General features: G+C 56.9%; 17 protein-coding genes and 1 pseudogene. 8 read left to right on the forward strand and 10 right to left on the reverse strand.

Annotated features, from left to right (window positions below; genetic code table 11):
• The 6 genes from JSY17_RS05160 to JSY17_RS05185 form a co-directional block, all read right to left on the reverse strand.
• The gene (locus tag JSY17_RS05160) at positions 1-1,773 is read right to left on the reverse strand and encodes an N-acetylglutaminylglutamine amidotransferase (RefSeq protein WP_117185247.1); all 1,773 of its coding nucleotides are present in this window, start codon (positions 1,771-1,773) and stop codon (positions 1-3) included.
• A 253-nt stretch (positions 1,774-2,026) separates the two neighbouring features.
• Complete coding sequence (locus JSY17_RS05165) at positions 2,027-3,106, reverse strand: lipocalin-like domain-containing protein (protein ID WP_206402102.1); 1,080 nt, start codon at positions 3,104-3,106, stop codon at positions 2,027-2,029.
• Positions 3,096-5,576 (reverse strand): ABC transporter permease, encoded by a 2,481-nt coding sequence (locus tag JSY17_RS05170; protein WP_206402103.1) that lies wholly within the window; start codon positions 5,574-5,576, stop codon positions 3,096-3,098. The genes JSY17_RS05165 and JSY17_RS05170 overlap by 11 nt, the downstream gene beginning before the upstream one ends.
• Position 5,577: 1 nt before the next feature.
• Positions 5,578-6,246, reverse strand: coding sequence for an ABC transporter ATP-binding protein (locus JSY17_RS05175; protein WP_206402104.1), 669 nt, complete (start codon positions 6,244-6,246; stop codon positions 5,578-5,580).
• Positions 6,247-6,462: 216 nt separating this feature from the next.
• On the reverse strand, positions 6,463-8,445 hold the full coding sequence (mnmC, locus tag JSY17_RS05180) for a bifunctional tRNA (5-methylaminomethyl-2-thiouridine)(34)-methyltransferase MnmD/FAD-dependent 5-carboxymethylaminomethyl-2-thiouridine(34) oxidoreductase MnmC (RefSeq protein ID WP_206402105.1): 1,983 nt from the start codon (positions 8,443-8,445) through the stop codon (positions 6,463-6,465).
• Between the two features lie 112 nt (positions 8,446-8,557).
• Positions 8,558-10,009, reverse strand: a complete 1,452-nt coding sequence (locus JSY17_RS05185) for an NCS1 family nucleobase:cation symporter-1 (protein ID WP_206402106.1) — start codon at positions 10,007-10,009, stop codon at positions 8,558-8,560.
• Between the two features lie 373 nt (positions 10,010-10,382).
• Between JSY17_RS05185 and JSY17_RS05190 the strand changes: the two genes are divergently transcribed.
• Positions 10,383-11,114 (forward strand): aspartate/glutamate racemase family protein, encoded by a 732-nt coding sequence (locus JSY17_RS05190; protein ID WP_122369620.1) that lies wholly within the window; start codon positions 10,383-10,385, stop codon positions 11,112-11,114.
• Positions 11,115-11,238: 124 nt separating this feature from the next.
• Here the strand turns inward: JSY17_RS05190 and JSY17_RS05195 are convergent, their stop codons facing one another.
• Both JSY17_RS05195 and JSY17_RS05200 read right to left on the reverse strand, forming a co-directional pair.
• Complete coding sequence (locus JSY17_RS05195) at positions 11,239-11,463, reverse strand: PLD nuclease N-terminal domain-containing protein (RefSeq protein ID WP_117164192.1); 225 nt, start codon at positions 11,461-11,463, stop codon at positions 11,239-11,241.
• A gap of 18 nt (positions 11,464-11,481) precedes the next feature.
• Positions 11,482-12,705, reverse strand: a complete 1,224-nt coding sequence (locus tag JSY17_RS05200) for a zinc-dependent alcohol dehydrogenase (protein WP_117185253.1) — start codon at positions 12,703-12,705, stop codon at positions 11,482-11,484.
• A gap of 259 nt (positions 12,706-12,964) precedes the next feature.
• Between JSY17_RS05200 and JSY17_RS05205 the strand changes: the two are divergent.
• The 3 genes and pseudogenes from JSY17_RS05205 to drt2 all read left to right on the forward strand — a co-directional run.
• Positions 12,965-13,480: pseudogene (locus tag JSY17_RS05205) on the forward strand (ferritin-like domain-containing protein); the annotation flags it as partial.
• A 221-nt stretch (positions 13,481-13,701) separates the two neighbouring features.
• Positions 13,702-15,195, forward strand: a complete 1,494-nt coding sequence (gene pap, locus JSY17_RS05210; protein ID WP_206402108.1) for a polyphosphate:AMP phosphotransferase — start codon at positions 13,702-13,704, stop codon at positions 15,193-15,195.
• 631 nt (positions 15,196-15,826) lie between these two features.
• Positions 15,827-17,110, forward strand: coding sequence for an antiviral reverse transcriptase Drt2 (drt2, locus tag JSY17_RS05215; protein ID WP_206402109.1), 1,284 nt, complete (start codon positions 15,827-15,829; stop codon positions 17,108-17,110).
• 272 nt (positions 17,111-17,382) lie between these two features.
• Here the strand turns inward: drt2 and JSY17_RS05220 are convergent, their stop codons facing one another.
• Positions 17,383-18,333: a hypothetical protein gene (locus JSY17_RS05220; RefSeq protein WP_206402111.1), complete on the reverse strand. Its 951-nt coding sequence runs from the start codon at positions 18,331-18,333 to the stop codon at positions 17,383-17,385.
• A gap of 360 nt (positions 18,334-18,693) precedes the next feature.
• On the opposite strand from JSY17_RS05220, the gene JSY17_RS05225 reads away from it, so the two are divergent.
• The 3 genes from JSY17_RS05225 (at position 18,694) to JSY17_RS05235 (ending at position 20,770) form a co-directional block, all read left to right on the forward strand.
• On the forward strand, positions 18,694-19,038 hold the full coding sequence (locus JSY17_RS05225; protein WP_206402113.1) for a hypothetical protein: 345 nt from the start codon (positions 18,694-18,696) through the stop codon (positions 19,036-19,038).
• Between the two features lie 118 nt (positions 19,039-19,156).
• Positions 19,157-19,723 (forward strand): tyrosine-type recombinase/integrase, encoded by a 567-nt coding sequence (locus tag JSY17_RS05230; protein WP_206402115.1) that lies wholly within the window; start codon positions 19,157-19,159, stop codon positions 19,721-19,723.
• Between the two features lie 168 nt (positions 19,724-19,891).
• Positions 19,892-20,770, forward strand: a complete 879-nt coding sequence (locus JSY17_RS05235) for a TIR domain-containing protein (RefSeq protein ID WP_206402117.1) — start codon at positions 19,892-19,894, stop codon at positions 20,768-20,770.
• A 174-nt stretch (positions 20,771-20,944) separates the two neighbouring features.
• On the opposite strand, the gene JSY17_RS05240 is transcribed toward JSY17_RS05235, so the two are convergent.
• Complete coding sequence (locus tag JSY17_RS05240) at positions 20,945-21,193, reverse strand: helix-turn-helix domain-containing protein (protein ID WP_206402139.1); 249 nt, start codon at positions 21,191-21,193, stop codon at positions 20,945-20,947.
• A gap of 163 nt (positions 21,194-21,356) precedes the next feature.
• Between JSY17_RS05240 and JSY17_RS25580 the strand changes: the two genes are divergently transcribed.
• A complete protein-coding gene (locus JSY17_RS25580) occupies positions 21,357-21,695 on the forward strand; it encodes a hypothetical protein (RefSeq protein ID WP_232849286.1) in 339 nt (112 codons plus the stop codon).
• Positions 21,696-21,706: the final 11 nt, after the last annotated feature.

Here is a 21,706-nt window from a genome sequence, read left to right on the forward strand (position 1 = left end):
TCAGAGTCCTTGTTCGCTGAGCCACAGATTCAGCGCTGCCAACTGCCACAGCTTGGAGCCGCGTAACGGCGTGAGTTGGCCTTGAGGGTTGGTCAACAGTGTGTCGATCATCGACGGGTTGAACAGGCCTCGATCCTGACTGGGGTCCAGCAGCAGATCGCGTACCCAGTTGAGGGTATCGCCCTGCAGATGCTTGAGGCCCGGCACCGGGAAGTAGCCTTTCTTGCGGTCGATCACCTCGGAAGGGATGACCAGTCGCGCTGCTTCCTTCAGGACATGCTTGCCGCCATCGGGCAGTTTGAACTGACCGGGAATGCGTGCAGACAACTCAACCAGACGATAGTCGAGAAATGGTGTCCGTGCTTCCAGGCCCCAGGCCATGGTCATGTTGTCCACCCGCTTGACCGGGTCTTCGACCAGCATCACGGTGCTGTCCAGGCGTAAGGCCTTGTCGACGGCTGCGGTGGCACCGGGCTGGGCAAAGTGATCGCGTACGAAATCACCTGCCGCGTCAGTGGCGGTCAGCCATCTGGACTGTACGGTCGCGGTGTATTCGTCGTAGCTGCGGTCCACGAACGCTGCGCGATAGGCCGCGACCGGATCGCTGGCACCATCGACCTGCGGATACCAGTGATAACCGGCAAACAGCTCGTCCGCACCCTGGCCGCTCTGCACCACCTTGCAGTGCTTGGCCACTTCCCGTGACAGCAGATAGAACGCAATGCAGTCATGGCTGACCATCGGCTCGCTCATGGCCCGGAAGGCCGCAGGCAATTGCTCGATGATCTCGCTTTCCTGAATGCGCAATTGATGGTGACGGGTGCCGTAATGCCTGGCGATCAGGTCCGAATACTGGAACTCGTCGCCGCGCTCGCCGCCGGCATCCTGAAAGCCGATGGAAAAGGTCGACAGGTCTTCGACGCCGACTTCGCGCAACAGGCCGACCAGCATGCTCGAGTCGACGCCGCCGGAAAGCAGCACGCCCACATCCACAGCCGCACGCTGACGAATCGCTACCGCTTCACGGGTGCTGTCCAGGACGCGGTCGCGCCAGTCTTCCAGTGTCAGGTGCTTCTCGTCGTCATGAGGACCATAGGGCAGGGTCCACCAGGTCTGCTGCTCGATCGTGCCGTTGGCGTAGACCCGCATCCAGGTGGCAGGCGGCAGTTTCTCGACACCGGCCAGCAGCGTGCGCGGTGCAGGCACCACGGCATGGAAGTTCAGGTAGTGATTGAGGGCAATCGGGTCGAGCATCGGGCTGATATCGCCACCTTTGAGCAGGGCCGGCAGCGTCGATGCAAAACGCAGGCGCTTGTCGGTGTGCGACAGATACAGCGGCTTGACGCCCAGACGATCACGGGCGATGAACAACTGCTGAGAGTCGCGCTCCCAGATGGCAAACGCGAACATGCCATTGAGCTTGGGCAGCATATCCGCGCCCCAGGCGTGATAGCCCTTGAGCAACACTTCGGTGTCGCCACCGGAATGGAACTGGTAACCTAGACCTTCCAGCTCGGCGCGCAATTCGGGGAAGTTGTAGATAGCGCCATTGAAGGCCATGGACAGACCCAGATGACTGTCGATCATGGGCTGTGCCGAACCGTCGGACAGGTCCATGATTTTCAGTCGTCGATGGCCCAGTGCAATCGGCCCCTGACTGTGAAAGCCCCAGGCATCCGGGCCGCGAGGCGCCAGGTTGTGGGTAATGCGTTCAACAGCGGCCAGATCCGCTGGTTGTTGGTCGAAACGTAATTCACCTGCTAATCCGCACATAATTCCTTACCGGGTTTCCGTTGGGGAGGTGACTGAAAAGTGCAGTCACCCAGAAACTGACCCGGAGGCGTTGTGGGAGTTTTAGATCAATCGGTTATAAGCAAACTGTGCAGGAGTGGAAAAGCAGGGGATAGCTCGCTGGCACAGATGTCCTCTGGGATCGACCCTGGTCGCGAAGAGCCCCTTGAAAACGACGAATTTTTTCAGGATATACGTGGCGTCGCGAGCAAGCTCCCTCACACTTCATCTGCTTTCAATACCCCGTCATCTCCAGATACCCGACGCCACTCTGACTGCCACTGACTTTCACCGGCCCCTCCCAGTAAGGAATGCTCACCCCCATCCAGGCCTGTGGGTTCAGGGCCTCGGTGCTGATATCCAGATGCCTGCCGGGAATCTTGATCGACCAGCGGGTGGGCAGACGTCGTCCGGCGACTTCGGTTTCGTTCATCGGCTTCATGTCGATATCACCGGCGTGCAGGCTTTGGGTCTTGCCGTCGGCATCGATCCAGGTGCCGCTCAGGTAAGGCTCGCCGCTCTTGTGGCGCATGCGATACAGCATCACGCGTTCGCCGTCGTCCAGATGCAGGGATAACCAGTCCCAGCCGGACTGGTTGGCGGTCAATGGCTGGCTGCTCCATTCCCGGTCCAGCCAGGCGTGACCGCTGACCCGATAGGTCTTGCCATCCAGCGTCAGGTTGCCGCTGGCCTCGAAAAAGGGCTGGCTGTAGTAGTACGAGCCCTGGCCCTGATCGGACTTCTGGCTATATCCCTGCTCACCTTGCAGCACCAGGGGCTTGCTGGAGGTGAGTTGCAGGTCGTATTGAAAGTCTTTGCCTGCGGCCTGCAATTGCATTTTTGCCAGCGGGTTCTGCGTCTGCGATTCGCTGTGCAGCGACCAGTCATCGATCCAGGCCGTGAAGGGCGCGAGCCTGACGCCAGCCTGTCCGACGCCGCCTCGGGCGTAGCGTTCGGCCACATGATGCTGGCTGGCAGAGGTCGCGGCGGCATGGCCCAGCCAGATCGTGCTGTCATTCCAGCCAGTGCCGGTTGCTCCGGGGCGCAGGGCGTTGCGGAACAGCGTCCATTGCACGCCGAAGTCCTGACCCTTTTCATCCTTGAGAGTGGCGGTGATGTACCACCACTCGATACGAAATCCCGGGTGTGTCCCGTGATCCTCTGGGAATGAGAAGACGCGTCCGGGTTTGACCGGCGTGAATTCGTCGGCCTGATTGCCCATCCCGGCAAAACCGGTCTCGGCAGGCTGTTGCTGATCGCATGCGCTCAGTAGCAACAGGCAGACGGCCATCGGCACCAGCCATTTACTTTTCATGGGCGAAGGTCCTGAGCAGGTCCGCTGGCCGGGTGCGGTACAGCTTCAACAGTGGCCATGCCGAGGCCAGCAAGGTCGCAAGCATTGCCAAGCCCATCAATTGCAGCAGTTGCAGAGGGAAAATCTGCATGGGCAGGCGCCAGCCGAAGGCCTGGACATTGATCACGGTATTCAGGCACCAGGTCAGCATCAGCCCCAGAGGCACGGCGAACAGCAGCGTCAGTACCGTCATCAACCAGGTCTGGCCCAGATTGAGCAGCATCAACTGACGCCGGGTAACCCCCAGCGCCCACAGCGGTGCCAGTTGCCCGAGCCGGCTCTGGCTCTGGGTCAGCAGGCCGATGAACAGCGCCACGCCGGCGACGCCCAGGGTCAGGCTGTTGAGGGCGGCAGTGGCGGCGAAGGTTCGTTCGAACACCTGAGTCGACCATTGCTTGAGCTGGCCCTGATCGATGATGCGGTTCTCGTCGAGGTTGAACCGGTTATGCAACCGATTGACCAGTGATGGTACGGCGGCGTGATCGACTCTCAGATTGAAACGAGTGGGCAGCAGATGTGGCCAGTGCTCCAGCAGGTGAGCGGCATTGACCAGCAGATGCCCCTTGGGATTGCCGTAGTCGGCGTAGATCCCCACGATACGCGGCGACCAGCGGCCTGCGGGAACCGGAAGGTCGAGGGTGTCTCCCAGTCCGACCTTGAGCCGCCTGGCCAGTTGTTCACTGAGCATCAGGGTGTCGGCATGGGCCAGTTGGTTCCAGGGATCATCCTGTGTCGATTCCAGCAGTTGCCAGTGCTGGCGATAGGTTTGATGTTCGATGATGCCGAACAGATCCGCAGGCCAGCCTTGAACCTGAATCGGCACTTGCCAGTTGGGAAGCACTGCATCGATCTGCGCTTGTGCGCCGAGCCAGGCTTGCATTTCCAGAGCCTGACTCGGGGTCTGGGGTGTCACGTAAAGCTCGGCGGTCAAGCGCTGCTCCAGCCAGGCTCCGAAGGTCTGGCGAAAACCCGAAGTCATGCTGCCTGCGCCGATATTGGCCGCCATGGCCAGCAGCAAGGCCATCAATGCCAGACTCAAGGCTGGCAACTGCTGCCGACAATCGGCCAGAAACCATTGGCCCAGCATCGAGCGGCTGCGCTTGAGCAAGCCGCTTAGCAGCCCATCGAGCAGGACCGGCAGGCCCAGTGCGGCACTCAGCAACACGCTCGAAATCAGCACAAAACCCACTGTCAGGCTATTGCCGAAAACCAGTGCGGCAATAGCCACTATTGCACTGCCTGCCGCAATCCAGGCCTGACGCCGCAGCCAGCGGGCATGGGCCTGTTGCCAGGCTTGTGCATTGGACAGCGCGAGCAGTGGCAGTCGAGCGGCGCGCAGCAGACTGTTGGCTCCGGCCATGAAAGCTCCGAACAGGCTCAAGGCAATACCGCCGATCCACCAGCCGATATTCAGATTCAACTGGCCGCCCACTTCAGCGCCATACAGACCGCGCAGGCTGGCCGCGACATCCGGCAATAACAGACTGGCCAGCAGGTAGCCACTGATCACGCCGAACAGCCCGCCGATCAACGCCATGCTGCCCAGTTCCAGGCTCAAGGCCACAATCAGCATGCGCGCACTGACCCCCGATGCCCGCAGGTTGCGCAGCAAACCCCGGCGCTGTTCCAGGGCCAGACCGATGGCGGCATGCACGATAAACAGACCGACCACGAATGACAGCACGCCCAGCGCATTCAGATTCAGGTGAAAGCTTTCGGTGAGGCGTTGCAGATTGTTTTCTTCGCCACTCTTTTTAATCACCAGTTGCTCGGCGACAGATGAGGGCAGCACCGGATTCCCGGCGGCAAAGTCGCGGGGTAGTAACAGCCGGGTCAATTGATCCGGCAGATTCAACAGCGTCTGGGCAAAACCGATGTCCATCAGCAGCACACCCGGTGCCATGTCCGTTCGTGCCTGCAACGGCGGCAGAGTCAGGCCGTTTTCAGCTTCCGGGCGCTGGCCTTCTTGCAGGCCGAGGGCCTTCAGGGTTTGCGGGGCAATCCAGGTCACGCCGGGCGGCGTGAGAAAGTCGACGATCTGTTGGCTGTCCAGTGTCTGCCCGGCCAGCGTGGAGCCTCTGGGCAAGGTCACCGGTTCTATGCCGATCAATTGCAGGCGCTGGTCTTCCAGACCTTTCAGCGTGATGCGCCCTTGCAGCATGGGAGAAACCGGCCAGCCCGTGCGCCGCAGGCTGATGTACAAGTCCTGCGAAAAGGCCACGCCTTCGGGAGTGGCCAGACTGGTTTGCGGCTCGCCGCCGATCAACTCGCTGGCCCGTTGATAGCTGTCCCGTGCCTGGCTGTTCAAGGCTTGTACACCGGTCAGCAGACTGGTCGCCAGCCAGAGTCCGGTCAGCAGGCTGAAAAGCTGCACCGGATGACGTCGCCAGTGGCTGAGCAGGGCGCGCAAGGCCCAGTAAAACACTCGCATGTCAGCCTTCGCCTTCGACGAGGATACGACCATGGTGCAGCCTGACCTTGTGCGCCAGACGTGCGGCAATCCTGTCGCTGTGAGTGACCATCAGCAGGCTGGTGCTGCTGTCGTTCAACAGGTCCAGCAATAGCTGCAATACCTCATCACCGGTGTTTTCGTCGAGATTGCCGGTGGGCTCGTCGGCCAGCAGCAGAGCGGGGCGTGACGCAAGGGCGCGTCCGATGGCGACACGTTGCTGCTGGCCGCCGGACAATTGCTCGGGATAACGATTGAGCAGATCACCCAGGCCCAGGCGTTCAATCAGCCGGCCCTGCCAGACCGGGTCATGACGCCCGGCCAGCCGTGCCTGGAAGGCCAGATTGTCATCGACCTTGAGGCTTTCGATCAGGTTGAACTGCTGAAACACCAGCCCGATTTCCGTGCGCCGCCAGTTGGCCAGCCGGGCTTCGCTCATGCTGTTCAGGTGCTGATCGGCGACCTCGATCGTGCCGCTGTCCACTTTATCCAGCCCGGCGACCAGATGCAGCAAGGTGCTTTTGCCACTGCCCGATTCGCCCATCAGCGCCAGACTGCTGCCGCGCTCCAGTTGCAGGTCGACACCGCGCAACACCTCTACCGGGCCTTGAGCCGAGGCGTAGCTCTTGAATACGTTTCGCACATGCAACATCGGGATGCCTGATGAGAGTAGTCAGACCTTGAGGATAACGGCTATCGCTTGCTCATGTGGGAACGAATTCATTCGTGAAGAGGGCGTTTCATACGATGCATTTCTATCGGGTGTAGCAGGAACTTGTTGGAGGCAGCTTGCCGGCGACAAGAGTCTGAACTGGCGGATATTCTGCGTCTGTACGCTGAGAAGTCGCCAGCAAGCTGCCTCCCACGATCATTTCGCCTGCCTGCGAATCAACCCCCGCAAGGCAAAGCGGTTGGGATGACAGGCCTCCGCCACGCTGCGGGGCAGCGGCAGGGGCTCGTTATCCAGCCAGGCGGCGATCAGTTCGGCGGACAGGGGCGCGGTGATCAGGCCGCGTGAACCATGGCCGCTGTTGACGTACAGCCCGTCCAGCCAAGGGCAGGCCACATCCGGCACTTGTCGTGCGTCCTTGGCCAGCGCTGCATAGGCCTGAGTAAAGGCTTCCCTGTCTGCCAGCGGCCCGACGATTGGCAGGTAATCCGGACTGGTGCAGCGGAAGGCGGCACGCCCTTGCAGCTCTTCCGGCGGCAAGTCGGTTGCACCCAGACGTGCGGTCAGATCATCGGATATTTCCTGCAGCAATTGCAGGTTGCTCAGGTGATCGGCGGTATTGGTATTCAGGTCGTCACTATTGAAATCGAAGCTGGCCCCCAGCGTGTGTTCGCCCAATCGTGCCGGTGCCACATAACCTTCGGCACAGACTACCGTGCGCAACACCTGACTGGCTTCGGTCCGGGGCAGGCGGGTGATCTGTCCGCGAATACGCTTGAGGGGCAGGTTGGCACTTTGCGCAAACTGCTTGATATCCGCCGCACCGGCGAGCACGACTACCGGAGCACTGTCGATCATCTGATTCCGATCCCAGACCTGCCATTGCCCATCGACCCGACGCAACTCCAAGGCTTCGTGATGCGTAATCAGCTTGATATTCGGATGCGTAGCCTGCGAGTGGCACAGCGCTGGCGGATGAACCCAGCCGCCCTCAGGAAAAAACAGCCCGCCCCAGCTCAGGGGCACACCACTGCGTGCCTCGGCTGAAGGCTTATCCAGCCGATGCAGCAGTTGTTCGGGAAAAGCCTCGGCCAGTTGCTGCTGGCGCTGAGCTTCCTTGTCGTCGAAGGCCAGTTGCAGCACGCCGCAGTTGTCCCAGTCGACACCCCGTTGCAGACGCTCAAGCAGCCGTCGGGTATGGCCGAAACCACTGAGGATCAACTGCGACAAGGCCGTGCCGTGTGCCGAAAGCTTCAGATAGAGCACGCCCTGCGGGTTGCCCGAGGCCTCTTGCGCCGGCTGGGCATGACGCTCCAGCAGACTCACCTGCCAGCCGCGTCTGGCCAGACTCTCTGCCGTGGCACAACCGGCCAGTCCGGCCCCGATCACCAGCGCCTTGCGTTCACCCTCAAACGCAGCGGGCCGGGCGAACCATGGCTTGATGGCCGGGGGCAGCGGAGTTTCTTCAGGCCAGCCGATAAACCTGCCGCGCAGCACTTCCCATTTATGGCCGATTCCCGGCACTCGCTTCATCTTGAAACCCGCTGCGTTCAGGGCACGCCGGACCCAGCCCGTGCTGGTGAAAGTGCCAATGCTCGCCTCGGGTGCCGACAGTCGCGCCAGCTCGGCGAACAGTTCCGGGGTCCACATTTCCGGGTTCTTGGCCGGGGCGAAGCCGTCGAGAAACCAGGCATCGATCTGCCCGTCCAGTTGCGGCAGCATGTGCAGGGCATCGCCGATCAACAGCGTCAGGGTCACGCGTCCTTCGTCGAAGACCAGCCGCTGGAAGCCTTCATGCACGGCGATATATTGACCAAGCAATGGCTCGGCAAAGGCTGCCAGTTCCGGCCACAAAGCCAGGGCGCGTTGCAGGTCGGTGCGGCTGAGGGGGAATTTCTCGACGCTGACGAAATGCAGCCGCGCCTCGGGGTGGGCGCATTCCTCAAACAACTGCCAGGCGCAGAGAAAATTCAGTCCGGTGCCGAAACCTGTTTCGCCAATGACCAGCCGCTCACCCGCAAGCAGGGCCGTAAAACGCTGGCGCAGATCGTTCTGTACCAGAAATACGTGGCGTGTCTCTTCCAGACCGGACTCGGTGGAGAAATAGACATCGGAGAAGGCGCGGGAATGCGGGTTGCCTTGTTCGTCCCAGTCGATCTGGGCGTGGCGGGTAATGGTCATGTTCGGCTCGGCGGTGGCAGAGGCGGCATTTTACCCGTGTATGCAGACAAAAGCGGTGCCGATTGACCAGAGAACCGGACAAGCCCCGTGCAGGACCTGTCCGGCAGGTTTGTCAGCTCTGGACGAGCGGGCTGCCTGCGCTCTCCGGCTGCTTGCGTGGCCACAGGGTCAGGCCGTAATACAACACGCCACCCAGGAAGCAGCCGGTAAACCAGGCGAAGTTGGCAATCGGCTTGAACCATGGAATGAAGGTAAAGCACAGGCCCACCAGTGCGCTCAACAGCAGCGCGGTGACCGCCACCCGGTTCACGCCATTGGTGTACCAGTAACGACCGCTGGGCGTGTCGTTGAACAGGGCGTCCACATCAATCTGCTGTTTTTTCACCAGGTAGTAGTCCACCAGCAGAATCCCGAACAACGGACCGATACAGGCCGCCAGAATATCCAGGGTGTAGTGAATCACTTCCGGGTTATTGAACAGGTTCCATGGGGTGATGAAGATCGAGGCGACCGCCGCGATCATGCCGCCGACACGCCAACTGATACGGCTGGGGGCCACGTTGGCGAAGTCGAAGGCCGGCGAGACGAAGTTGGCGACGATGTTGATGCCGATGGTGGCGGTGACAAAGGTGAAGGCACCGAGCAGTACGGCAGTGGTGTTGTCGATACGGGCCACGGTTGCGATGGGGTCATGGATCATCTCGCCGAAGATCGGCAAGGTGCCGGAAACGATCACCACCGTCACCAGGGAGAATGCCAGGAAGTTAACGGGCAGGCCCCAGAAGTTGCCGCGACGCACGTCTTCCATGCTCCGGCAGTAGCGGCTGAAATCACCGAAATTCAGGGTCGGGCCGGAGAAATAAGACACCACCAGCGCAATGGCCATGATCACCTGACCAAAGGCGGCCCAGCCGGACAGCTCTTTTTCCGCGAGGGTGAAACTGATGTTGTCCCAGCCCGCCCGCCAGACGATCCAGCCGGCCAGAATGAACATCACGGCGTAGACCGCAGGACCGGCCCAGTCGATGAAGCGACGGATCGACTCCATACCCGACCAGAACACAATCGCCTGCACGACCCAGAGTGTCAGGAAACCGAACCAGCCCAGGTATGAAAGCCCCAGGAAACTCAGGTCGTGATAGACCGCCAGTTCCGGGAAGAAACGCAGCACCACGATTACCAGGGCACTGGATGCCAGATAAGTCTGAATGCCATACCAGGCCACGGCGATCAGGCCGCGGATGATGGCCGGGATATTGGCTCCGAACACGCCGAAGGCGAGGCGGCAGATCACCGGGTAAGGCACCGCAGCCTGCTGGCTGGGTTTGGCCACCAGATTGGCGATCACCTGAATGATGCAGATACCCACCAGCAGTGCGATCAGCACCTGCCAGCTTGCCAGCCCGAGGGCGAACAGACTGGCGGCGAACACATAACCGCCGACGCTGTGCACGTCGCTCATCCAGAAGGCAAAGATGTTGTACCAGGTCCACTTCTGTGGAATCGGTCCCAGATCCTCGTTGTGCAGGCGCGGGCTGTAACCGGCCGGGCGTTGGTCTGTCATGGCATTCCCTCCCTTGTTGGGCCATCGCCACGGCTGGGTACCGGCGATGAGGTTTTTGTATACGATCCTGTACGCAAGACGTATGCCATGGCCTGAATTGTTCGGGAAAAAGCCCGCAGAGTGTTGCCGGGCATGCGTTCAAGGAAGGAGCGACAAGGTGGCCAACCCTTCACTGATGAGGCTTGGGGTGCACGAAAAAAGGGCGGTTTTGCTCGATAGGAGTGCACTCAGGCGTTGAAAGAGCGGTGTGCTTACACTGAGGGAAGTGGAATCGGGCTACCTGATCGGTAATCCAACATGGCACTATTTCTGTATACAATCCTGAGTGCCGATAATATTCATGGCATTTTCAAATGGCGCTGAAGGAGGCCCTGTGCGTATTCAAGTGATCAACCCCAACACCAGCGATGCCATGACCCACAAGATCGGGCTGGCCGCACAAGCCATCGCAAGGCCGGGCACGCAAATCATCGCCTGCAGCCCCGAGGATGGCCCGGTGTCCATCGAAGGGCATTTTGACGAGGCGATTGCCACGCTGGGTGTGCTGGACGAAGTGCGCAAGGGGAGGGAGCAACAGGTCGACGCCCATATCATCGCCTGCTTCGGCGACCCCGGCCTGCTGGCCGCCCGCGAATACGCCACGGCCCCGGTCATCGGCATCGCCGAAGCGGCCTTTCACATGGCGGGCCTGATCGCCACGCGCTTTGCCGTCGTCACCACCCTGAGCCGCACCCGGATCATTGCCGAGCACCTGCTGCAACGTTATGGCTTCAGCGAGCTCTGCACCTCGGTGCGCTGCATCGATATGCCGGTCCTGGCCCTGGAAGAAGGTGGCCCGGAACTGATCGAGCGCATGATCGAACAAGCCCGCCGCGCCCGCGACGAAGAAGGTGCCGGTGCCATCGTGCTGGGCTGCGGCGGCATGGCCGACCTGCCTCGCCAGCTCAGCGAAGCCATCGGCCTGCCCGTGGTGGAAGGCGTCAGCGCCGCCGTAAAACTCGCCGAATCACTGGTGGACCTGGGCCTGAGCACCAGCAAGCATGGTGATCTGGCAGATCCTGTCGGCAAACCGTTCAAGGGGCGGTTTGCGTATTTGAGTCGGTGAAGCCAGAACGGCAGCAACGCATTCGGTGACTGTGGGAGGCAGCTTGCTGGCGACGGGGACCGTGAAGCCGATAAACATTCTTTGGTTCACGGGTGCTGTCGCCAGCAAGCTGCCTCCTGCACTCTTACCCCTTGCTATGCTCCGACGAAGTCGGCCCTTCAACCACGCCGCGAGGGCCGGCGACTCCCCAGATACCGGCACCGACCACCGGCATGATCAGCACCAGCGCGCTCCAGGCTGCCTTGGTCGCCCGGCTTTTGCGCGAACGCCAGACGCTGTTGATGATCCAGGCATCGAGCGCCACAACCATGACCGCTACGACGATCCAGAACACGGTAGACATTTCCATTCGGCACCTCCGTACCTGTCATGTCGCAGGCAGCACTATGGTGGAGTCGGGTTCCGGCACGCTGATGGCGTTGTTGCCCGGTGTCAGGATCACCTTGCGGCAGTCTTCCTGTCCCTTGTCGAAAATCTTGTAGCCCGCCGCAGCTTCTTCCAGTGACATGCGATGAGTGATGATGGCTTCAGGGGCCAGGCGACCGGTTTCGATATGTTCCAGCAGTTCAGGCATGAAGCGCTGAGCATGCGTCTGCCCCATCTTGAACGTCAGGCCTTTGTCGAACGCATCGCCAAACATGAAACCGTGGATGAACCCCGAATACACGCCCGGCACACTCACCACGCCGCCGCGCCGCACTGTCGCGATGCACTGGCGTAACGCCTTGCCGCTGCTGCCTTCCAGCTTGAGGGTCGCAAGCACGGTTTCCGTGGTGCTGCCCTTGGCCTCGAAACCCACCGCGTCCACCACGCCATCGACACCGCGCATGCCGGGTGTCTGACGAATGATGGTGTCGGCCGGGTCGTCGTCTTCATCGAAATTGATCGGAATCGCGCCGTAGGTCTGCTGCGCATACGCCAGCCGGTAGGGGTAATGATCGACGATGAAGATCCGCTCGGCCCCCAGCATTCTGGCGCAGGCAGCACACAGCAGCCCGACCGGACCTGCGCCATAGATGGCGATGCTCGAACCCTGGCCGATGCCGGTATTGAGTACTGCCTGCCAGGCGGTGGGCAGGATGTCGGAGAGAAACAGCACCTTCTCGTCCGCCAGCGTACCCGGCACCTTGAACGGGCCGACATTGGCTTTGGGCACCCGCACATACTCGGCCTGTCCGCCGGGAATGCCGCCATACAAATGGCTGTAACCGAACAGTGCGGCACCGGGCGGAATGGATTTCTTGTTGAGGATCGCGCCTCGGCCGGTATTGGTCGTTTCGCAGGAAGAAAACAGATCCAGCTGACAGAAAAAGCATTCCCCGCAGGCAATCACGAAAGGAATGACAACCCTGTCGCCACGCTGCACGGCAGTCACCGCCGGGCCTGCTTCTTCGACGATCCCCATGAACTCGTGACCCAGGATATCGCCATGCTCCGTGGCCGGAATCTTGCCGTGATAGAGGTGCAGGTCCGACCCGCAGATGGCGGTGGCTGTGACTCGCAGAATGATGTCATCGGCTTCCTGTAGTTGCGGGTCCGGCACGGTATCGACTTTTACATTGTGCGCCCCGTGGTAGGTCAGTGCTCTCATGGTTAGCCCTCGGCTGTGCCAGAAGAAGTCTGGACTTGCCTCAGATGAACAGGGGTTGCCGGGTTTGGTTCAGAGCAATGGATTAACGGTTACAGACCCTTGGCAAAGGTGGGTAATGGCCACTGCTACTGTTCGTCGGCTTCTTTTTCATCGCTCTGAACAGCCTTTGCTCCTGCCCGGTCGACCCCTCTGACGGGTAAGCAGTCGTAACCCTTCACGGCAGTCAACCTGAAGCAGGACTCACTCCACGAGGTTTGCGATGAATAACAAAGCATCAAGCAAGAGCAGAACGACGATAGAAGATCTGTTCATTCACGAGCTTTCCGATATCTACAGTGCTGAAAAGCAGATCACCAAAGCATTGCCCAAACTGGCCCGTGCTTCGACCAACCCCAAGCTGGCCGAGGCGTTCACTGCACACCTGGAAGAAACCCAGGGCCAGATCCAGCGTATCGATCAACTGGTCGAGCAGTCCGAGATCAAACTCAAGCGCGTCAAATGCATCGCCATGGAAGGGCTGATCGAAGAAAGCAAGGAACTGCTGGATGAAATCGAAAAAGGACCCGTACTCGATGCCGGTCTGATCGCGGCCTGCCAGAAGGTCGAGCATTATGAAATCGCCGGTTACGGCACACTGATCGCGATGGCCAAGCACCTGGGCCTGGACGATGCCGCCAGCTTGCTGGGTGAAACCCTGGAAGAAGAAAAATCGGCCGATGAAAAACTCACAGCGATTGCCGAAGAGGGCGGCACTCAGGCCGCCACGATGGATCAGGAAGAAGGGCAAGAGCTAGACGACGATCAGGACGAAGGTCAGGAGCAGGAAAAGCAGGGCCGGAAGAAAAGACAGGCCTAAGCGCTTCGGGGTGGGAAAACCAGCTTTTGTGACTGACGTCAGCGCACAGGGGGTTCCCACCCTTTTTTATTGATCCGGGAGGATAGCCAGATGGCATGAGTGGTCTACATTAGCCGCAGATCATTTGAAGAGTGCCGCTAATGTTTGAGTCCGCTGAAATAGGCCATGCTATCTCCAATGAAACCTACGATGCTGAAGTCCCAGCGCTGCGCGAGGCCTTGCTGGAAGCCCAGTACGACCTGCACGAACAGGCCGGACGTCAGATCATCGTATTGATCAACGGCATCGAAGGTGCGGGCAAAGGCGAAACCGTCAAATTGCTCAACGAGTGGATGGACCCGCGCCTGATCGAAGTACGCACCTTCGACCGGCAGACCGATGAAGAACTGGCGCACCCCACGGCCTGGCGCTACTGGCGGCAACTGCCTGCCAAGGGCCGCATGGGGATCTTCTTCGGCAACTGGTACAGCCAGATGCTGCAAGGGCGGGTGCATGGGCTGTTCAAGGATGCGGTACTCGACCAGGCCATCAGCGGTGCCGAGCGCCTGGAAAAAATGCTCTGTGACGAAGGCGCGCTGATCTTCAAATTCTGGTTTCACCTGTCCAAGAAGCAGATGAAATCGCGCCTCAAGACCCTCAAGGACGACCCGCTGCACAGCTGGCGCATCAGCCCGCTGGACTGGCAACAATCGAAAACCTACGACAAATTCGTGCGCTTCGGCGAGCGGGTCCTGCGCCGCACCAGCCGCGAATACGCACCCTGGCACGTGATCGAAGGCGTGGATGCCAACTACCGCAGCCTCACCGTGGGCCGCCTGCTGCTCGAAGGCATGCAGGCCGCATTGAACACCCCCAAGGCCGAGCCCAAGCCCCTGACCTTTGGTCCGCTACCCGCCAACCACGGCGAACTGACCCTGCTCGACAGCCTCGACCTGAGCCGCAGCCTGAGCAAGGACGAATACCAGGAAGCACTGATTACCGAACAGGCGCGCCTGTCCGTCAATCTGCGCGACAAACGCATGAAAAAGCACGCCCTGGTGGCTGTCTTCGAAGGCAACGATGCCGCAGGCAAAGGCGGCGCCATCCGCCGCGTCGCCGCCGCACTCGACCCACGCCAATACAACATCGTCCCCATTGCCGCCCCGACCCAAGACGAACGCGCCCAGCCTTACCTGTGGCGCTTCTGGCGACAGATCCCGCCGCGCGGCAAATTCACCATCTTTGACCGATCCTGGTACGGCCGGGTGCTGGTGGAACGGGTCGAAGGCTTCTGCAGCGAATCCGACTGGGCACGTGCTTACGGCGAGATCAATGACTTTGAAGAACAACTCACCGACGCCGGCATCGTCGTCGTGAAATTCTGGCTGGCCATCGACGAACAGACCCAACTGGAACGTTTCCAGGAACGAGAAAAAATCCCCTTCAAACGCTACAAAATCACCGAAGACGACTGGCGCAACCGCGAAAAATGGCCACAGTATCGTCAGGCTGTGGGGGATATGGTGGATCGGACGAGTACCGAGATTGCTCCGTGGACGTTGGTTGAGGCGAATGATAAGCGGTGGGCGCGGGTTAAGGTTTTAAGGGTGATTAATGAGGCGTTGGAGGGGGCGTTTGGGCGGGATAAGAAGTAGCAGGGGATTGGAGGCGTTGCAGGGCACAGGGGCGTTCTGCGAGGTTAGGTTGTTTGGTGAGGTTCGTGGTAGGTCGAAATCAATTTGAAGTGGCTGATTAAATTGGCAGAGAACGGCCAGAAGCGGACGTTTGAATGAGTCTAGGAAATTAGGGAAATTTGAACATCGGGTTCAAGATGACACCAGTTGTACACTGCTAAAAACTTCGAGCATAACCACCTGAGAGCGCCGCATTTTATTTTTCCAGCGTAAAACTACGATGTTTGGAGGGCTGCTTGGTTTTTCGGGGCGGGGCTGGGGGTGAAAAACATGATTCGCTCCCTAGGCATGATCACATTCCCTGTGCTAGATTCAGATTGCTTGTGGCATTAGGCCACGAGGTGGATCACAAGTTGTCAAGCCACCCATGATTAATTATCAGCGGGACACACATGGCGAACAACAGCATACGGAATCTCTTCATTGAGAACCTCCAAATGTAATCGTGATACTGACAATATACGTCAACTCTAGCAATACGCGGCCTAGTCTGAAAAGATGGATAATGTTTAGAGCATTAAGTTTAGCCGGTGGAGCGGTTTAGGGATTGCCGCCATCCTAGCCCCACCGGTTGGCTTGTCAAGGTGTGAGCATGGACGAGTTACTGTGGTACAAGCCTAGAAAGTATCTTCACTTTGATCGTCCTGTTGGTCAGAAAGCTGCACTGGATTATGTGTCATCTCCTCAGAAAGTCGCAGCTCATTCGTTTTATCCTTTCATTACCTATACCTCAGTGATTCTGAAGTATCGGTTGGATAGTGATCGTGGTGTGTTCGTCAAAAACCCCAAGCCTAGGCCGATCAGTTACTCAGCTCACTTGGATTCTCATATATATGCATATTATTGTTACGTTTTAAGTCAGCTGTATGAACAGGAGCTGGTTCGGCGTGGTTTGAATACGTCGGTATTGGCTTTCCGTTCCATTGACGGAAAAAGCAATATTCATTTTGCACATGATGCGTTCTGTGAGATCAAGGCTAAGGGAGAGTGCTGCGTTCTTGCATTCGACGTGGAAAAGTTCTTTGATCGTCTTGATCATTCACGATTGAAGGCAGCTTGGGCGAAGTTGCTAGGAGTAGAGAAACTTCCAGCTGACCATTTTGCGGTTTTCAAGTCGATCACCAAGAGCACGCGCGTCGATAGGGTCGCGCTCTATGACAAGCTTGGTGTGTCTATCCATAATCCACGAGTTGAGGATAGGCGTCTCTGTTCGGCCAAGCGATTTCGTGATGATGTAAGAGGTGGAGGGCTTCTTGCTACCAACCCTGATTTACGAGGTATTCCGCAAGGTTCTCCAATAAGTGCGCTCTTGTCCAACATCTATATGTTGGAGTTTGATCTCGCTTTACTTTCAAAATTGTCTTTGACAGAATCAATCTTCTATCGCTATTGCGACGACATACTCGTCATATGTGATTCGGAAAAGGAAGATGAGATTTATGAGTATGTGAATGATGAAATCAGAAAGCTGGGATTGAATTTGCAAGAGAAGAAAACGGAAATTAGACGATTTACGCTTGATGCTGCTGGTGAGCTTCGCTCTGATAAACCGGTGCATTACCTTGGTTTTTCATTTGATGGGCAGCGTGAGCATATTCGTTCATCCTCTATAACGAGATACTATAAAAAGCTTCGTAAACGTATCTGGGTAAGTAAGAAGGCAATGGATCGTTGCAATGAACTCCGGGCTGGAAGGGGGGAGCCTCCGCGAGAGCTTTTTCTTCGGACTATCTATAAGGGCTATAGTTACCTTGGGCGCAGGAACTTCATTTCATATGGATTCAGGGCCGCGAATATTATGGATTCTCAATCAATTAGGAAGCAGTTGCGCTCCCATTGGAAAAAGCTAAACAAGTTATTGGCTGATGCTAGATAAAGTAGTCGATAAAGAATTTGTATGAATTCGGAATGTTGGATAGCTTCGATATTGCATCTAACTTCTGTCGAGTCGAAGCACATCGCTCAAACGTCCGCCTCTGGCCGGTAGTCGTCTCGTGGGTGACTAGTGAACATGGATTTTGATGAGTTCATCCAGCTCACTGGCGGCGGTAGAAGCAAGTCAGAAATATTACAGACATTTAGTGCAATGCTCACGAATATACAGAGCTTCTAAATCCAAACTTTGAAGCATGATGCTCAGAGGCGATATCAAGCTGAGGTTTTCAAAGTTTTAATATCAAATCGGAAAGCAAAATCATTGATGGAAAGCTCGCAAACCTCATCAAGATAGCTTTTAGGCAAATCGACTGAGATCCCTGAATTACTTTGAGTAACTCCAGCGTTGGCTAAGAACTTATTTAGTGCATCTCTGCGCTTCTCCAAACCGCCGTTCCAAGAGTTAGATAGTTCGAGCCAAGGTTTTGAAGTAGTTGAAAAATACCTCTTAAGAAGCATCGTCGTGACGTTTTGAATGGACTGCTCGTCTCCCGCCGCCCGCTTTATTGCAGCCTCATCTAATTGGCGACTAAAATTTACAATAATTGCCGCCAATGTCGTTACTTCTTTGGAAACTGGAACATTCTTTGATTCAAAATTTTTAATTGCTAGCGCGATATCCAAGTGAGAGTATTTATCATGAAACTCCTGTTTCGCAGAAAGTAGCTCTCGTTTACTGTGGTCCGCTAATCTGACCTCGCGATCCCCACCATGAACTACTGCATTACGCCATTTAGCCATAAGTTCAATGGCGGCAATTCGTACAGGGTCTTCAATTCCAAGATCTATACAAAGCTCATTTGCTCGTTCCGCAACAGAGTATTCATTCTGAGATGAGCGCGTCACTGCTTTTGTAACAATATCTACTGTTTTGCTACGAAAACCCATCCACTGCTCTTTAGCAAGGGCAATTAGAAAGGAATCAAATATGTCAAATGAAAAAGTCAAAGCACCAGCACAAGCAAAAATTCTTGCTTGATTAGCAACCTCTCTTGCTTTTAGCTCAGAAGGTTTTGCCCAGCTTACAGCTATCGAACCTCCATCCCCCTGCCCGGCAGCAACGCAACTAAGACCTACAAAAATTGTATTCAAGCGATAGGTTGAATGACCAATCTTCGACTGCAAGTGCCTGAATGGTTTGGATCTGGAAATAGAAAATGACATTTTTTGGTGGTCCGGCCAGCCTCGAAGCTGGCATTTCGCGATGTAAGCGGGATTGTAGTCCCGAAGAAAAGCGCGCGTCTTGACCTGTTAAACGACGGGCCACGGAAATTTATAACAGAAAAATTAAGAAAATCAAGGGGCTTCAAATATACTCGTTTCGACCGTCCAATCCAGGAATGGATCTCAAGGGCTCGCGCGCACTGCGACCGCGTACAATGGGTCGACTTCTGCCTGCCATGAAAGGCTGCGATCAACATGATCGAGGGCCTATCAGCCGTTACCACGAGAATTACTAAAGGGCACTTTCATTAGCTATATTGCGGTATCAGATTGAGAGTTTAAAAAGGAAAAATTTTGGAAATGCCTAAGGTAAAGGCTGAACTGGAGGCGGTGCGTCAGGATTTCGGGACTCGTCCCTATGGTTTTTTTTCCATTCTGGACGATTCAGACAACCCGAACCTCAATCTGCGCAAGCAGAACATTGGCTGGGACTTCATAAAATCCGAGCGCTGGCACAGCCTTGATCTGTCCAGCTACATACTATGGAGCATTTCTGACAACGGAGATCTGCTTTGGTGGAATGGTGAGCAGACAATCGCGATGAATCCGAGGGATGGTACTTACCTGTCAGAGCCTGTCAGCCCGCGGGGGTTCATTCGTCTTGTGGGGCTGAACAAGGTCGGAAGATTGTTCCCGGACTTTTGAATGGTCACATGCTGGCCGACTTCTGGCGGTGCCGAAAATCTGCCCTGGGTCGGGCAGCGCCCGATTTCATTGTCTATGAGGTCCATGCTTGTCCTTCCAAACACGTGGAGGACAAATCATGCCCAGTACAACGTTCCAATCGAAAAGGCCCTGGAATAAGGGAAAACTGATGGGGCAGAAAGCCCCGCTTCGTCTCAGAGACATTTGGGAAATTCGCGTCAGACTCCAGATAGCTGGCAAGACCCGAGATGAGGCGCTATTCGATTTGGCCATCGACAGTAAATTGCGTGCATGCGATCTGAGCAAACTGCGGGTTAGCGACGTCTGTCACGGGCAGCACGTTGCGCCCCGAGTCATGGTGATGCAGCAAAAGACCAAACGGCCGGTGCAATTTGAAATAATGGAGCAGACCCGGAAAGCACTGGCGTCCTGGATACGGTTGGCGCATCTTCGTGGCGAAGACTTTTTGTTTCCCAGTCGTATTCGAGACTCCGCGCACCTATCCACTCGGCAGTACGCCCGTATCGTCAAGGCATGGGTTGCTTCGATAGGTCTCGATCCCGTTTTGTACGGTACTCATACACTGCGCCGAACCAAAGCGACGCTTATCTACAGACGAACCAAAAATCTGAGGGCTGTGCAGCTGCTACTCGGCCATACCAAGCTGGAAAGCACGGTACGCTAACCAGGTATTGAGGTGGACGATGCTTTGGAGATTTCGGAGCAGACCGAAGTTTGAACACTTAGCGCGGCCCAAAGCTGACGGTGGCGACAGGCCAACCCAGACAGCCACCGCTATCCGCTTCTATCGGTCATAATGTCCTTTATCAGATAAAGAGAAAGGATTCACAGGATGGCCCGAGCTAACCCTCCAACCAATACCGTCACCGCTCCCAAGCTACAGCTAACACCCCAAGCTATCGAACGAGGGCTTGCCCGGTTAGACGAGCGTATCTCCGAGCTCGAGAACTTCAACGTGCACACTCTGGTGAACGGAAATTCACCTGAGCTGACGGCATTGAAAGCAGCTATCAAAGATACTTTGGAGCGGTGTTTTGGTGATAATACCTCAGCGTATCAACGCTTCCATCCTGCTACCGGCCTCCGCCATGTCTCAAGGTACATAGGTGGCGGCCCGATAGACTACGTGACTCCCACTCGTAGGAATATCGCTAATGCAGTGGCTCTTCTAAAGGAAGCCCAGCGGACGCTACGAGAAGATCTTACTGATCATAAGCATGCAGATACGCCTGAAGCCTCAATCGTTGTTGATAACGCTCCGCGAGTGCTACAGCGCAAGGTTTTTGTAGTACATGGGCATGATGAAGGGGCACGGGAAACCGTCGCTCGTTTTCTGATGCAGCTAGGCTTTGATCCCATCATCCTGCATGAGCAAGCCAATCGCGGCCGCACCGTCATGGAGAAGGTCGAAGCGCATGGAGAGGTGGACTTTGCCGTAGTGCTGCTAACTCCTGATGATGAGGGATGCGTCAAAGGTGGCACGCCGGAGCAACGTGCCCGGCAGAATGTCCTGCTTGAACTGGGCTATTTCCTGGGACGTCTCGGGCGCGACAAAGTGTGTGCACTGAAGCGCGGTACCGTGGAGATTCCCAGTGACTTTGCCGGCGTGGTGTGGGAGTCCATGGATGGCAGTGGCTGGAAGCAGGCGTTGGGCCGAGAATTACAGGCCGCCGGCCATGAGATCGATTGGAACAAAGTCATGCGGACGTAAGCCAGCTACTGGTTTCTTTCCAATTATTAGCCAGCCCGCAAGATGAGCGGCAGATCCAAGAGGTTGGGTGAAACTTGGCCCAAGTCGCCGCTCATTAGAGAACGATAGGGTTCGTTCGGTGTCTGCTCCTGGCCGTTACCAACTTTTGGCCATGAACCTGCCAGCGTTTATCACTCACCCAGCCGTCAACGCATCTTCATATTCACTTATAAATCGCGGCAGTTCATACCCCAGCACCGCACACAAATCCCGCAACTGCACGATATCCAGCCGTCTCAAGCCCTTTTCTACATCGCTCATGAACGACTGTGGTCGGCCAAGCGCCCGAGAGCACTCTGACTGGGTGAGGTTGGCATTTTCCCTGATCGTCCGCAGCAGCTTAATCAGGACCTGATGTTCTTGTCGATAAAGTGCTTTTGTCATGATGCCGTTCTCGTTGAACAGCTTCACAAGCTATAACTGATTTCCAGATATCTGATTTCCAGATATCTTATTTTCAGATATTCTCGGCTTTGATTCCGGGCGGGTCGATTGGTTTGCCCGGTGTACAAGAAATCCGGAAGCCCTATCTGAAAGGACACAACCCATGAAAACCCGAACCCACCCCAGAAACCCCAGGCAATCATCCCGCAATGCGCGCTCGCGCTTCCCCAGTCGCGCAGGATCTGCCCCGAAAACCCCTTCAACCCAACTGCAAATCGTCAGCTCCATGTACGCCTATCTGATGACAAGCTGGGAAGAGTTGCCCGAGGAAAACAAGCGTGCCCTAGGCTTCGATTTTGTGGCGGGCAGTGAAGGGGAGGAGAAGGCGCTCAATCATCTGGCGCGGCTTTTTCTGGACTATGCCGATTTGTCATTTCGTCGGGCGTTGGTCGCTCGGCGCAGGCGGCTTGGGATTGATGAGACGAGCAGGGCTGTTGAGTGAGTGATGCTGCG

The organism is Pseudomonas capsici, from assembly GCF_017165765.1.
Lineage (GTDB): Bacteria > Pseudomonadota > Gammaproteobacteria > Pseudomonadales > Pseudomonadaceae > Aquipseudomonas > Aquipseudomonas capsici.

What these genes read in the sequence shown, in the direction of transcription:
- JSY17_RS05160 (WP_117185247.1), bottom strand. Translation starts at nt 1,773, where the DNA reads ATGTGCGGATTAGCAGGTGAATTACGTTTCGACCAACAACCAGCGGAT.
- JSY17_RS05165 (WP_206402102.1), bottom strand. Translation starts at nt 3,106, where the DNA reads ATGAAAAGTAAATGGCTGGTGCCGATGGCCGTCTGCCTGTTGCTACTG.
- JSY17_RS05170 (WP_206402103.1), bottom strand. Translation starts at nt 5,576, where the DNA reads ATGCGAGTGTTTTACTGGGCCTTGCGCGCCCTGCTCAGCCACTGGCGA.
- JSY17_RS05175 (WP_206402104.1), bottom strand. Translation starts at nt 6,246, where the DNA reads ATGTTGCATGTGCGAAACGTATTCAAGAGCTACGCCTCGGCTCAAGGC.
- mnmC (WP_206402105.1), bottom strand. Translation starts at nt 8,445, where the DNA reads ATGACCATTACCCGCCACGCCCAGATCGACTGGGACGAACAAGGCAAC.
- JSY17_RS05185 (WP_206402106.1), bottom strand. Translation starts at nt 10,009, where the DNA reads ATGACAGACCAACGCCCGGCCGGTTACAGCCCGCGCCTGCACAACGAG.
- JSY17_RS05195 (WP_117164192.1), bottom strand. Translation starts at nt 11,463, where the DNA reads ATGGAAATGTCTACCGTGTTCTGGATCGTCGTAGCGGTCATGGTTGTG.
- JSY17_RS05200 (WP_117185253.1), bottom strand. Translation starts at nt 12,705, where the DNA reads ATGAGAGCACTGACCTACCACGGGGCGCACAATGTAAAAGTCGATACC.
- pap (WP_206402108.1), top strand. Translation starts at nt 13,702, where the DNA reads ATGTTTGAGTCCGCTGAAATAGGCCATGCTATCTCCAATGAAACCTAC.
- drt2 (WP_206402109.1), top strand. Translation starts at nt 15,827, where the DNA reads ATGGACGAGTTACTGTGGTACAAGCCTAGAAAGTATCTTCACTTTGAT.
- JSY17_RS05220 (WP_206402111.1), bottom strand. Translation starts at nt 18,333, where the DNA reads ATGTCATTTTCTATTTCCAGATCCAAACCATTCAGGCACTTGCAGTCG.
- JSY17_RS05225 (WP_206402113.1), top strand. Translation starts at nt 18,694, where the DNA reads ATGCCTAAGGTAAAGGCTGAACTGGAGGCGGTGCGTCAGGATTTCGGG.
- JSY17_RS05230 (WP_206402115.1), top strand. Translation starts at nt 19,157, where the DNA reads ATGCCCAGTACAACGTTCCAATCGAAAAGGCCCTGGAATAAGGGAAAA.
- JSY17_RS05235 (WP_206402117.1), top strand. Translation starts at nt 19,892, where the DNA reads ATGGCCCGAGCTAACCCTCCAACCAATACCGTCACCGCTCCCAAGCTA.
- JSY17_RS05240 (WP_206402139.1), bottom strand. Translation starts at nt 21,193, where the DNA reads ATGACAAAAGCACTTTATCGACAAGAACATCAGGTCCTGATTAAGCTG.
- JSY17_RS25580 (WP_232849286.1), top strand. Translation starts at nt 21,357, where the DNA reads ATGAAAACCCGAACCCACCCCAGAAACCCCAGGCAATCATCCCGCAAT.